Genomic DNA, 12,878 nt, shown 5'->3' on the forward strand with positions numbered 1-12,878 from the left:
CGCGGGCGCGGCGGACGGCAGATTTGTCCGACAGATTCCCCAGCGGCGCAAGGGGCCCCGGCGGCCCCGGCGCGCCTTGCCTTCATGCCGCCAAGACCCTGCAACCTAAGGGGGATCATGCGAAATTCAGGTTGAAGTCCAGGCGTGAATCCGCGTCCTAGGCACCGAACCACCAGGTGGCGAGGCCGAGGAAGGCGAAGAAGCCCACCGTATCCGTCACCGTGGTCACGAACACGCCCGACGCCACGGCCGGGTCGAGCTTCAGCCACGAGATGGCGAGGGGGATGAGAATGCCGAACAGGCCCGCCGCAATCATGTTCATCACCAGCGCGCTGGCGATGACGGCGCCGAGCTGGACATTGGCGAACCACGCGCCGGCGATGAGGCCGAGCATGCAGGCCAGCGCCAGCCCGTTGAACAGCCCCACCAGCACCTCGCGCGAGACGATGCGGCGGGCGTTGTGGCTGGACAATTCCTTGGTGGCGAGGGCGCGCACCGCCACCGTCATGGTTTGGGTGCCGGCATTGCCCCCCATGGAGGCGACGATGGGCATGAGCACCGCCAGCGCCACCATCTTCTCGATGGTGGCCTCGAACAGGCCGATGATGGAGGCGGAAATGAAGGCCGTGCCGAGATTGACCACCAGCCAGGGCAGGCGGCTCTTGGCGGTATAGGCGACGCTGTCGGAGAGTTCCTCGTCGGAGCCCACGCCGGCGAGGGCGCGCAGGTCCTCGTCCGCCTCCTCCTGGATCACGTCCACCACGTCGTCGATGGTCATGACGCCCACGAGCCGGCCAGCATCGTCCACCACGGGGGCCGAGACGAGGTTGTAGCGCTCGAACAGGCGCGCCACGTCCTCCTGGTCGTCGGTGGCCTTCACCCCCTTCAGCTGCTCGGTCTTCACCTGGGTCACCAGCATGGTGCGCCGGGTGCGCAGCAGCCGGTCGAGGGACACCGAGCCCACCAGCCGATAGGCCGGGTCCACCACGAATACCTCGTAGAAGGTCTCCGGCAGGTCCGGCGTCTCGCGCATGTAGTCGATGGTGCGGCCCACGGTCCAGAATGGCGGCACGGCGATGAACTCGGTCTGCATGCGCCGGCCGGCGCTGTCCTCGGGATAGTCGAGGGAGCGTCGCAGCGCCACGCGCTCGGGTGCTGGCAGGTGCTGCAGCACCGCCGCCATCTCCTCCTCGTCGAGATCCTCGAGGATGTAGACGGCATCGTCCGAATCGATGTCGCGCATGCCGCGCGCGACGGTGAGCGGCGACAGCCCGCGCAGGATGCCGACGCGGACCGTCTCGTCCAGCTCGGTCAGCGCGGTGAAGTCGAAGGCAGGGCCCAGCATCTCGATGAGCCGGCGGCGCTCGTCGCCGTCCAGCTCCTCGATGAGATCGCCCATGTCGGCTTCGTGGAGGTCGCCCGTGAGCGCCGTCAGCCGGTCCACATCGCGCGCGGCGATGGCCGCGCGGATGGCCTCGCGGAACCCGTCGGCCAGGTTGCCGTCGGGATCGCGCACCTGCGGCACGGCGTCCGCAGCGTCGGCGACAGGCGCGTCGGCATCCTCGCGCATGGGGTCCTCCCGGTCTTCGAGGCGGGGATCGGGCGCCCGCTCGATCGGAGCCTGGGCACGGGGTCGGGGATCCGGGGCCGGAAGCCCCGCCAAGCGGCGGTGACGGATCGGCACCCGTCCGTCGCTCTAGAGGGAAGGCAGCCGTTTGTGAAGCCTTATCCGGCAGATGCCCCAGCCCTATGGCCCGGGCGGCAACCCTGCCCGCGGCACGGGACTTCCGATCCGCCCTTTGGGCGGCCTCGCGCGATCAGCGCAGTGCGGGGCGCACGGCGAGGTCGAGGTTCCTGACCCGGTCGAAGCCGATGGCTTCATCGAGGCCGCGCATGTCCAAAAGGCGTGCCGAGTTCACGTCCGCACCGATGAACGTGGCACCGGCCACCGTCGCGCCGGTGAGGTTCGCGCCGCCGAGCTCCGCTCCCGTGAGATTCGCGCGGGACAGGTCCGCGCCCGACAGGTCGGCATATTCGAGCATGGTTCGTCCCAGATTGGCGCCGGTGAGGTCGGCCCCGGCGAGATTTGCCGAGGTGAGATCCCCGCGCATCAGGCCCATGGACTGGTTGCGCATGTCGGCGGAAAGGTCCGCCCCCGCCAGCCGGGCGCCCGCCAGGCTGGCGCCGGTGAGATTGGCGGTGATGCGGGCGCCGGCGAGATCCGCCCGATCGAGGCGCGCACCGATCATCTGGGTACCGAACAGGCTGGCCCCCGCCAGATGCGCATCGCTGAGGTCCGCGCCCATGAGCCACGCCTGATCCAGCACCACGCCGTCCAGGCGCGCGCCCATGAGCCGGGCCTTGTTGAGGCGCGCGGTGCGCAACCGCGCGTGGCGCAGGTCGAGACCCGAAAGATCAAGGCCGTTAAGCTGCTTGCCCGCGAGATCGGCGGGATGCTCCGGCGTGGCGACGACGAGAAGGGCGATCACCTCGTCCCGTGTCATCTCGGCCTGCGTCATCGCCGGGCCCTGCATGTCGGTATGGCTCAGAAGGCCCTGCGTCCGAGCGCCCGAGGCGGGTAGGAGCGCCAGCGTGGCCGATACGACGATCCGGACGAGAGAGTTGGCAGGGCGCATGGCATCCTCCCCATGTTCGTTGGGCTGTTATTCGCCACAAAGGCGTGGAATTACAGCCGTCCGGCATCACGGCTGTGTGTGCCCAGCCCACGGCGAGACAGGGACGGCCCTGCCCCGCCGCGGCTGGCGCGAAGCATCCGGGAGCGGGCATGACACCCTCCGGGCCGAACGCGGGCGCAACGTCCCTCGCTCCCGCGGGGTGAAGGAAAGGACCACGCGGAAAACGCCATGACAGTCTCCCTGCGGCGCGCCGCGATGCTTGGTCTCCTCCTTCTTTCGGCCGCCGGCTCAAGCGCCCCCTTCGCGCACGCCGCCGAGCCGTGCCCTGGCCACGCCGACGCCCTCGGCACCGCGCGTGTTCTGGAGCTCGATCCCAAAGGCGTGCGGGTGGGGACCAAGTCGTTTCCCGCCACCCTGCCGCTGGCGCCCAGGGAAGTGGTGCTCACCTTCGACGACGGCCCCTGGCCCAAGACCACCGCCGCCATCCTCGACGCCCTGAAGGCCGAGTGCGTCCACGCCACCTTCTTCCTCATCGGCGAGAATGCGAAGGCCCGGCCCGAGCTGGTGCGCCGCGCCCTGGCGGAGGGCCACACCATCGCCCACCACACCCTGACCCACCCCGCCGCGACCCTCGCCAAGATGCCGTTCGAGGCGGCGGTGAAGGAGATCGAGAACGGCATCGCCGCCGACGAGAAGGCCGCCTATGGCGCCAGCGGGCCGGCGCCCCGCGTGCCCTTCTTCCGCTTCCCCGGCTTCGCCTCGACGCCCGAGCTGCTGGCCTATCTGGACGGCAAGGGCATCGCCGTGTTCGGCGCCGATTTCTGGGCCAGCGACTGGAACGTGATGACCCCCGAGGCGGAGCTGGACCTGGTGCTGAAGCGGCTCGACGCGGCGGGAGGAGGCATCGTGCTGTTCCACGACACCAAGAGCTACACCGCCGCCATGATTCCCGGCTTCCTGCGCGCCCTCGCCGAGCGCGGCTACCAGGTGGTGCACGTGGTGCCGAAATCGCCGGGGTGAGACGCAAAGGGCCAGAAACGAAAAAGGCGGCCCGAAGGCCGCCTGTTTCGTGGCTTGCGCGCCGAGCGCTGCAAGCTCACCAATCCACTGGTGCGGACGAGAGGACTCGAACCTCCACGGGTCTCCCCACTAGCACCTCAAGCTAGCGCGTCTACCAATTCCGCCACGACCGCAGTCAGGGATGGCTCCGTCCGGGGGTTCCTGTGAAGACCGCTCCCAGCCGGGGGCCATCGTCTAACAGATCATATTGGCGGCTACAAGTGTCTCCCGCACCGCCCCGGCCGATCCGCCCCCAGCCTGTGGATGACGCGGTCGGGAGGCTGCCCGATCAGGGCGATGGTGCCGGCTCGACTCCCCCTCACCGCCGCCGGCAGCCGCCTTGTCCGCCGGGCCTGCCCGGCAAGGCCCGGCCCCACGCATTGGGGACTGGACCCGGCGGCACGATGGATTAAAGCATCTCCCATGACCGCCTCCACCCCCCGCGCCAGCCTCGAAACCCGGTTCCAGCCGACCGACGCCGAAGCCCCGTCCGTGGACTGGACCATCAGCGATGGCCTCGTCCCCTACCCCGAAGCGCTCGCGGCCATGGAGGCCCGGGTCGCCGCCATCGCCGATGGCACCGCGCGCGAATGCGTCTGGCTGCTGGAACACCCGCCGCTCTACACCGCCGGCACCAGCGCCCGCCCCGAAGATCTCGTGGACGCGCGCTTTCCCGTCTACGAGACCGGGCGCGGCGGGCAGTTCACCTATCACGGCCCCGGCCAGCGCGTGGCCTATGTGATGCTCGACCTGAAGCGCCGCTCGCCGGACGTGCGCCGTTATGTGAGCGCGCTGGAGGCGTGGATCATCGGCACCCTGTCGGCGTTCAACGTCACCGGCGAGCGCCGGGAAGACCGGGTGGGCGTCTGGGTGCGGCGGCGCGGCGGCGGCGAGGACAAGGTCGCCGCCATCGGCATCCGGGTGCGCCGCTGGGTGACCTTCCATGGCATTTCCCTGAACGTGGAGCCGGACCTGTCCCATTTCGGCGGCATCGTGCCCTGCGGCGTGCGCGAGCACGGGGTGACCAGCCTTGCCGACCTCGGCCTGCCGGTGACCATGGGCGAGGTCGATTCCGTGCTGCGCGTGGCCTTCGAGGCCGTGTTCGGCCCGACCGTTCCGGCAGCGGCGCCGACCGCCGGGGAAGCAGGCGAAGGCTGATACCAATAACCCATGGGCTTGACTCGTGGGCCATTGGTCAAGCCCGCGCGGCACCTGAGCGAAACCCGCCTGGCATCGGTCGAAGACAAAAGACCGATGGTATCGGTACGGGCGGATCAGATGGCATCGCGCTCTAGAGCGTTTTCCGTTCGCGCTGACTCACGGCAATCGCTCTAGACTCTTGTATTGACGCATTTTCTTCACGCGAACCGGTATCCACTTCGCTTGAAAATGCTCTAATCGGCGCGCGCTCGCCGATCAATTGAGAACGCTTTCCGTTGACTAATGCACACGGAAAGCGATCCAGGTCGCGACAGAGCCGGGTTCCCCCTGCAGCGCGCCGGCAGGAGGAAGGTGCCGGCGGCCCGTTTGGCTCAGCCGGCCAGCGTGGCCGCGATGGCGTCGAGGGCGGCTTCCGCCTTGGCCCCGTCGGGACCGCCGGCCTGCGCCATGTCGGGACGGCCGCCACCGCCCTTTCCGCCCAGGGCTTCCGAGCCCACGCGCACCAGCGCCACCGCGTCGAAGCGGGCGGTGAGATCGGCGGTGACGCCGACCACGATTCCCGCCTTGCCATCGGAGGTCACGCCGACGATGGCCACCACGCCCGACCCGATCTGCTTCTTGCCTTCGTCCACCAGGCCCTTGAGATCCTTGATCTCGATGCCTTCCACCCGCCGGGCGAGGAGCTTGATGTCGCCCACGGTGCGCACCGCATCTCCCGACGCCTCGCCGCCCCCGCCCATGGCGAGCTTCTTGCGGGCTTCGGCCAGCTCGCGCTCGAGCCGGCGGCGCTCTTCCACCAGGGTCGCCACCCGCGCTTCCACCTCGGCCACCGGCGCCTTGAGCACCGCCGCGGTCCCCGCCAGAGCGGCGGAGGCGGCGTTGAGATGCCGGCGCGCGGCATCGGCGGTCAGCGCCTCGATGCGCCGGACGCCGGACCCGACGGCACCTTCCGAAACCACCGAGATAAGGCCGATATCGCCGGTGCGCTTCACATGGGTGCCGCCGCACAGCTCCACCGAATAGGGCGCGCCGTTGCCGTCATCCGTGCCCATGGAGACCACGCGCACCTCATCGCCGTATTTCTCGCCGAACAGCGCCCGCGCGCCCGAGGTGATGGCGTCGTCGACAGCCATGATCCGGGTTTCCACCGGCTCGTTGCGCAGCACGAAGCGGTTGGCGATGGTCTCCACCTCGGCGAGCTCGCCGCCGCTGAGGGGCTTGGGGTGGGAGAAGTCGAACCGCAGACGGTCCGGCGCCACCAGCGAGCCCTTCTGGGCCACGTGGTCGCCGAGCACCCGCCGCAGCGCCTCGTGCAAAAGGTGGGTGGCGGAATGGTTGGCGCGCACGGCGGCGCGGCGGGCGTGATCCACCTCCAGCACCAGCGCGGTGCCGCGCTTCAGGGTGCCGGCCTCGACCTTCACCTCGTGGACGAAGAGATCGCCGAGCTTCTTCTGGGTGGCCACTACCTGCGCGGTAATGCCGCCCTCCCCGCTCACGCGCCCGATATCGCCCACCTGGCCGCCCGATTCGGCATAGAACGGCGTCTGGTTGAGGATGATCAGGCCCTTCTCGCCGGCAGCGAGGCTGTCCACCACAGCGCCGTCGCGCACAAGGGCCGCGACCACGCCCTCCGCCTTCTCCGTCTCATAGCCGAGGAATTCGGTGGCTCCCACCTCGTCGCGCACGGCGAACCACAGCGTATCGGTGGCCGCCTCGCCGGAACCGGCCCAACTTGCGCGGGCCTCCGCCTTCTGCCGCGCCATGGCGGAATCGAACGCCGTGGTGTCCACCGAGATGCCGCGGGCGCGCAGGGCGTCCTGGGTCAGGTCCAGGGGGAAGCCGTAGGTGTCGTAGAGCTTGAACGCCACCTCGCCGGGAAACTGCCCGCCGGACGTCAACCCCGTGCTCTCCTCCTCGAGGATGGAGAGGCCGCGCTCCAGGGTGCGGCGGAAGCGCGTCTCCTCCAGCAGCAAGGTCTCTTCGGCCAGGGACTCGGCGCGAACGATCTCGGGATAGGCCCGGCCCATCTCCCGCACCAGCACCGGAACGAGGCGGTGCATGAGGGGGTCCTTGGCGCCCAGCAACTGGGCATGGCGCATGGCGCGGCGCATGATCCGGCGCAGCACATAGCCGCGCCCCTCGTTGGACGGCAACACCCCGTCAGCTGTCAGGAAGACCGAGGCGCGCAGGTGGTCGGCGATGACGCGATGGCTCGCCTTCTGCGGGCCGTCGGGATCCACCGAGGTCAGCTCGGCCACCTCGGCGATGAGGGCGCGCATGAGGTCGGTGTCGTAATTGTCGTGCACCCCCTGGAGCACGGCCGAGACCCGCTCAAGCCCCATGCCGGTGTCGATGGACGGCCGCGGCAGCGCCAGGCGCTCGCCCCCCGGCAGCTGCTCGAACTGCATGAAGACGAGGTTCCAGATCTCGATGAAGCGGTCGCCGTCCTGGTCCGCCGAGCCAGGGGGGCCGCCGGGCACGTTCGGGCCGTGGTCGAAGAAGATCTCCGAGCAGGGGCCGCACGGGCCGGTGTCGCCCATGGACCAGAAATTGTCGGAGGTAGGGATGCGGATGATCTTGTCGTCGCTCAGGCCGGCGATCTTCTTCCACAGGCCGTAGGCTTCCTCGTCCTCGCTGAAGACGGTGACCACGAGGCGGTCGCGCGGCAGGTCGAAGGTGCGGGTGACCAGGTTCCAGGCGAGCTCAATGGCCCGCTCCTTGAAATAGTCGCCGAACGAGAAATTGCCGAGCATCTCGAAGAAGGTGTGGTGCCGCGCGGTGTAGCCCACGTTGTCGAGATCATTGTGCTTGCCGCCGGCGCGGACGCACTTCTGCGACGTCGCCGCGCGGGAATAGGGCCGCTTCTCAACGCCGGTGAAGACGTTCTTGAACTGCACCATGCCCGCATTGGTGAACATGAGCGTCGGGTCGTTCTGCGGCACGAGGGGCGAGGAGGCGACCGCCTCATGGCCCTCTTTGACGAAGTAGTCGATGAAGCTCGACCGGATCTCGTTGACGCCGCTCATGTGCCGGCCACAATCCTTCGGTGCCGGTCCCAGCGCGGAATCCGGCTCTGGTGATCGCTTCGCGCCAGCGCCGCCCGAAGGCCCGCCGCGCGGTTCCGGCGAAGGCGCGATGACGCCCGCCGGAACCGGGTTCGTTTAGCGATGGGGGCGCCGCTTGTCCAGAAACGCCTCAGCGAGGGCTCAGGCGTCGGCTGGGTCGCCGTCGGCATCGTCCTCCGGTGTGCCGGCGAGGATCTTCTCGGCGATGAGGCCCGCGTTCTGGCGGATCGCCGCCTCGATGCGGCCGGCCACCTCCTGGTTCTGCTTCAGGAAGGTCTTGGCGTTCTCGCGGCCCTGGCCCAAGCGCTGGCTATCGTGGGAAAACCAGGCGCCGGACTTCTCCACCACGCCGGCCTTGACCCCGAGATCGAGCAGCTCGCCCGTCTTGGAAATCCCCTCCCCGTACATGATGTCGAACTCCACCTGCTTGAAGGGCGGCGCGAGCTTGTTCTTCACCACCTTCACGCGGGTCTGGTTGCCCACCACCTCGTCGCGCTCCTTGATCATGCCGATGCGGCGGATGTCGAGCCGCACCGAGGCGTAGAACTTGAGCGCGTTTCCGCCGGTGGTGGTCTCCGGCGAGCCGTACATGACGCCGATCTTCATCCGGATCTGGTTGATGAAGATGACCATGGTGTTGGACTTGGAGATGGAGGCCGTGAGCTTGCGCAGCGCCTGGCTCATGAGGCGCGCCTGCATGCCGGGTTGGCTGTCGCCCATCTCGCCGTCGAGCTCGGCGCGCGGGGTGAGGGCTGCCACCGAATCAACCACCAGCACGTCGATGGCGCCCGAGCGCACCAGCGTGTCGGCGATCTCCAGCGCCTGCTCGCCCGCGTCGGGCTGAGAGATGAGCAGGTCGTCGAGATTGACGCCCAGCTTGCGCGCATAGATGGGGTCGAGCGCGTGCTCGGCGTCGATAAAGGCGCAGGTTCCACCCCGCTTCTGCGCTTCCGCGACCGTGTGCAGCGCCAGGGTGGTCTTGCCGGAGGATTCCGGCCCGAAGATCTCGACGACGCGTCCCTTGGGCAGGCCACCGATGCCGATGGCAATATCGAGCCCGAGCGAGCCGGTGGGAATGCTCTCGATTTCCAAGGCTTTGCCGCCCTTGCCGAGCCGCATGATCGAGCCCTTGCCGAAGTGCCGCTCGATCTGGGAGAGAGCGGCATCCAGCGCCTTGGTCTTATCCATGGAAGAACCTTCGACGAGTCTGAGTGTCGACTGAGTCATCGCCGCGCTCCGGTGCTGGCGCAAGGGAAAATGAGAACACAGCAGATGTACATGTTTTGTTCCAAGTTCGCAATATGTTCTCATACGCTTGTGCATTCGACGCGCCCACGCCTGGGAGAAGGCCCGGCGCGTCGGTCAGGAGCTAGGCTTGCGACCGACCATCTTCCCGCCGGCATCCTTGCCCAGAACACTCCGCGGAGTGCGTTCGCGCCCCTGCCCCTCCGCAGGGTGGCTTCGCGCGGTGGTCCGCGCCGGCGCCAATTCTGCTAGGCTCCGTGACGACGTGGCGGCTCTGGTGTGTCCACCGGACCCGCGCGAGGCATGCGTCGCCACGCCCTTCGCCGTCTCGATATCGAAAGGCAGTGCGCATCTTTTGGCGAGCGGCTCGCTCCCCTCCAAGGAGGGCGTCCTGCCTCCGCGAACCTCAAGCTCACACGATTTCTCCGGCCGGTTCGCGCGCCGTGTAAAGCATTGCAAAAACATCTCTTTCGAGCCCCCCGGGCGAGACGCCCCCCGGCACCTCTGCCGCCATCACGGCAGGTTCGCGCGCCCGTGCTGATTTTGCATGGGCCGCCAAAATGCTATGGAGCGGGGGTCGCTCCCTCACGGGAGCGCGGATCGAAACCGGCGCCGACCGGCGGCTGGATCAAGAGCCGGAAGTCGCTCCCTCACGGGAGCGCGGATCGAAACGGCACCTCCGGCGGAAAGGTCATCGAGGCCGAGGTCGCTCCCTCACGGGAGCGCGGATCGAAACGCTGCAATCGTCGCCTACAGCACGGCCACGATCACGTCGCTCCCTCACGGGAGCGCGGATCGAAACGTTCGACTATTCGACGTTGCGCTGGTGGATGGCGGTCGCTCCCTCACGGGAGCGCGGATCGAAACCCTACGCCTCGGTGGAGACCTACCTCGCCGGCCTGTCGCTCCCTCACGGGAGCGCGGATCGAAACCATCCCGAGGGATGCCACAGCGTCGAACTCGACGGTCGCTCCCTCACGGGAGCGCGGATCGAAACTGCGCCACCAGCTCCTTGACGTGTACCAGCATGAGGTCGCTCCCTCACGGGAGCGCGGATCGAAACACGCTGCCTGCCGGTGCCGTGCGCTACGGCGCGAAGTCGCTCCCTCACGGGAGCGCGGATCGAAACTCGGACCAGTACAAGCGCGGCAAGTACGTGGCAGGTCGCTCCCTCACGGGAGCGCGGATCGAAACAAAGATCCTCATGACGCTGCACGCGAGCAGGAGGTCGCTCCCTCACGGGAGCGCGGATCGAAACACGATAATGGTCGTGGTCATTGTGCACTCTCCAGTCGCTCCCTCACGGGAGCGCGGATCGAAACGACGGCGAACAAGGCAATCCAGGTCGCGAATGCAGTCGCTCCCTCACGGGAGCGCGGATCGAAACCGGCCGGCGAGCATCCAGAGCGCTTCCACCAAAGTCGCTCCCTCACGGGAGCGCGGATCGAAACGCGGGGCTGGACCACGACCTCGGCGCCGTTCCGGCGGTCGCTCCCTCACGGGAGCGCGGATCGAAACGTGTCCTCAATAACGAGGGTAAGCCCAGGGCGAAAGTCGCTCCCTCACGGGAGCGCGGATCGAAACTATGGCAAGCCGAAGTCCTACCTCATCGCAGGCGGTCGCTCCCTCACGGGAGCGCGGATCGAAACAGCGTCATCCGCCGGAGCCCACGCGTCGAGGTCGGTCGCTCCCTCACGGGAGCGCGGATCGAAACAGAGGATGACCAAGGAGGATAAATTTTGCTCACGGTCGCTCCCTCACGGGAGCGCGGATCGAAACTAATCGAAAAGGCAAGCTATTTGATAAATCTTTGTCGCTCCCTCACGGGAGCGCGGATCGAAACTTGGCAATGTCGGTCGCCTTCCAGCCCATCCCCAGGGTCGCTCCCTCACGGGAGCGCGGATCGAAACACTTGCCCATCCAGAGCACTGCCGCGATGGCGCTCAAGTCGCTCCCTCACGGGAGCGCGGATCGAAACCTCTATGGCTCTAGACAATCTCCGGGAACTTATCGTCGCTCCCTCACGGGAGCGCGGATCGAAACTTGCTGATGACCAGCGCCACAATCGCGACACCGGCGTCGCTCCCTCACGGGAGCGCGGATCGAAACCAATTGGGCCGAAGCCTAGTAAGCAGTGACATAGTCGCTCCCTCACGGGAGCGCGGATCGAAACGGCTTGGACATCCTGCCATGAGGTCGCTCTCGCGTCGCTCCCTCACGGGAGCGCGGATCGAAACCCGCGTGGGCGCCGATTTCCTCGGGGCAGGTCGCGGTCGCTCCCTCACGGGAGCGCGGATCGAAACGTCTTCGCAGCCCCAGCCGGCGCGGCAGGCGCTCGTCGCTCCCTCACGGGAGCGCGGATCGAAACACTTGTGGAGGGGCAATCTAATGGAGCCGGAAGACGGTCGCTCCCTCACGGGAGCGCGGATCGAAACCTCATCGGCACCACGCTGGCACCGGCGCAGGCGCGTCGCTCCCTCACGGGAGCGCGGATCGAAACGCGTTCGCGCAGACCATCGGCGCCGAAATCCCCGACGTCGCTCCCTCACGGGAGCGCGGATCGAAACATGCCCTACGACCAAACTTCGGGACTGGCACAGTGTCGCTCCCTCACGGGAGCGCGGATCGAAACGCCAAGTGGAAGCAGTGGAGCGAGTCCGGTAAGGGTCGCTCCCTCACGGGAGCGCGGATCGAAACTGGTACATGGTCAGCCGCAACCGCTCCATGAGCGGGTCGCTCCCTCACGGGAGCGCGGATCGAAACCTCTCGGACCTGCGCAACGGCACGAGCATGTCCGGTCGCTCCCTCACGGGAGCGCGGATCGAAACCTGGTCAATGAGGACACGGGCGGAGGGGTGCTGGTCGCTCCCTCACGGGAGCGCGGATCGAAACGAGAACGTCGCGGCGGACCAAGTGGCGCTGGTGGTCGCTCCCTCACGGGAGCGCGGATCGAAACGTGCTCCAGATCCCGCGAGGGGCCGGCGTGGATGGTCGCTCCCTCACGGGAGCGCGGATCGAAACTCCGGTGTGGCCGGGGACATCGTCGCCACGGCAGTCGCTCCCTCACGGGAGCGCGGATCGAAACGGCTATCGGATGCAGGGCGTCCCCTCTGCCTACCTGTCGCTCCCTCACGGGAGCGCGGATCGAAACCTTGATGGGCGGGTGACGCTCTGGCTTGGCGACGGTCGCTCCCTCACGGGAGCGCGGATCGAAACCGGCATCGACGAACACCCAGCCGTCGCGCCCGGCAGTCGCTCCCTCACGGGAGCGCGGATCGAAACGGCCACGGGGTTATTCACGAGGCGCACATCGCAAGGTCGCTCCCTCACGGGAGCGCGGATCGAAACCCGACTGGGACAGTGCCAGCGGGACGTGGATCGCGTCGCTCCCTCACGGGAGCGCGGATCGAAACGTTTCAGCCATGGCGCCCTCACCCGCAGACGAGGTCGCTCCCTCACGGGAGCGCGGATCGAAACGCCACCATGGGGCGCGCGATGCTGCTGTTGCTGGTCGCTCCCTCACGGGAGCGCGGATCGAAACAAGAACGGGCGTGGCCATCTGTTCTTCGGGCCTGGTCGCTCCCTCACGGGAGCGCGGATCGAAACCGGCATAACTCAGGGCCTCTGCTCTATCAGCAAATGTCGCTCCCTCACGGGAGCGCGGATCGAAACGTGAAGCGCCTGAACGCGGGCGACTACGGCGCGGTGGTCG

Annotated in this window: 6 protein-coding genes, 1 tRNA gene and 1 CRISPR repeat array (1 of these 8 only partly in view); of the genes, 2 read left to right on the forward strand and 5 right to left on the reverse strand. The window is 67.9% G+C overall.

Going from position 1 to position 12,878, the window contains the following annotated elements; translation table 11 throughout:
* Positions 1-157 precede the first annotated feature (157 nt).
* Entirely contained in the window at positions 158-1,570 is a 1,413-nt protein-coding gene (mgtE, locus tag FZ033_RS01545; RefSeq protein ID WP_149574409.1) for a magnesium transporter, read from the reverse strand.
* A gap of 247 nt (positions 1,571-1,817) precedes the next feature.
* Positions 1,818-2,636 carry a pentapeptide repeat-containing protein gene (locus tag FZ033_RS01550; protein ID WP_149574410.1) on the reverse strand — a complete coding sequence of 273 codons (819 nt, stop codon included), beginning with the start codon at positions 2,634-2,636 and terminating at the stop codon, positions 1,818-1,820.
* 228 nt (positions 2,637-2,864) lie between these two features.
* On the opposite strand from FZ033_RS01550, the gene FZ033_RS01555 reads away from it, so the two are divergent.
* Positions 2,865-3,656: a polysaccharide deacetylase family protein gene (locus FZ033_RS01555; RefSeq protein ID WP_149574411.1), complete on the forward strand. Its 792-nt coding sequence runs from the start codon at positions 2,865-2,867 to the stop codon at positions 3,654-3,656.
* 88 nt (positions 3,657-3,744) lie between these two features.
* Here FZ033_RS01555 and FZ033_RS01560 read toward each other — a convergent pair.
* Positions 3,745-3,829: transfer RNA gene (locus FZ033_RS01560), tRNA-Leu, on the reverse strand.
* A 289-nt stretch (positions 3,830-4,118) separates the two neighbouring features.
* On the opposite strand from FZ033_RS01560, the gene lipB reads away from it, so the two are divergent.
* Positions 4,119-4,853 carry a lipoyl(octanoyl) transferase LipB gene (gene lipB / locus FZ033_RS01565; RefSeq protein ID WP_149574412.1) on the forward strand — a complete coding sequence of 245 codons (735 nt, stop codon included), beginning with the start codon at positions 4,119-4,121 and terminating at the stop codon, positions 4,851-4,853.
* Between the two features lie 374 nt (positions 4,854-5,227).
* Here lipB and alaS read toward each other — a convergent pair whose 3' ends face one another.
* Together alaS and recA are read right to left on the reverse strand one after the other, a co-directional pair.
* Positions 5,228-7,882, reverse strand: coding sequence for an alanine--tRNA ligase (alaS, locus tag FZ033_RS01570; RefSeq protein WP_149574413.1), 2,655 nt, complete (start codon positions 7,880-7,882; stop codon positions 5,228-5,230).
* A 180-nt stretch (positions 7,883-8,062) separates the two neighbouring features.
* On the reverse strand, positions 8,063-9,148 hold the full coding sequence (gene recA / locus FZ033_RS01575) for a recombinase RecA (RefSeq protein WP_188079241.1): 1,086 nt from the start codon (positions 9,146-9,148) through the stop codon (positions 8,063-8,065).
* 594 nt (positions 9,149-9,742) lie between these two features.
* Positions 9,743-12,878: a CRISPR direct-repeat array (repeat unit 31 nt; unit sequence GTCGCTCCCTCACGGGAGCGCGGATCGAAAC); it runs 1,136 nt beyond the window's last position.

Origin of the sequence: Xanthobacter oligotrophicus (assembly GCF_008364685.1) — a bacterium.
GTDB lineage: Bacteria > Pseudomonadota > Alphaproteobacteria > Rhizobiales > Xanthobacteraceae > Xanthobacter > Xanthobacter oligotrophicus.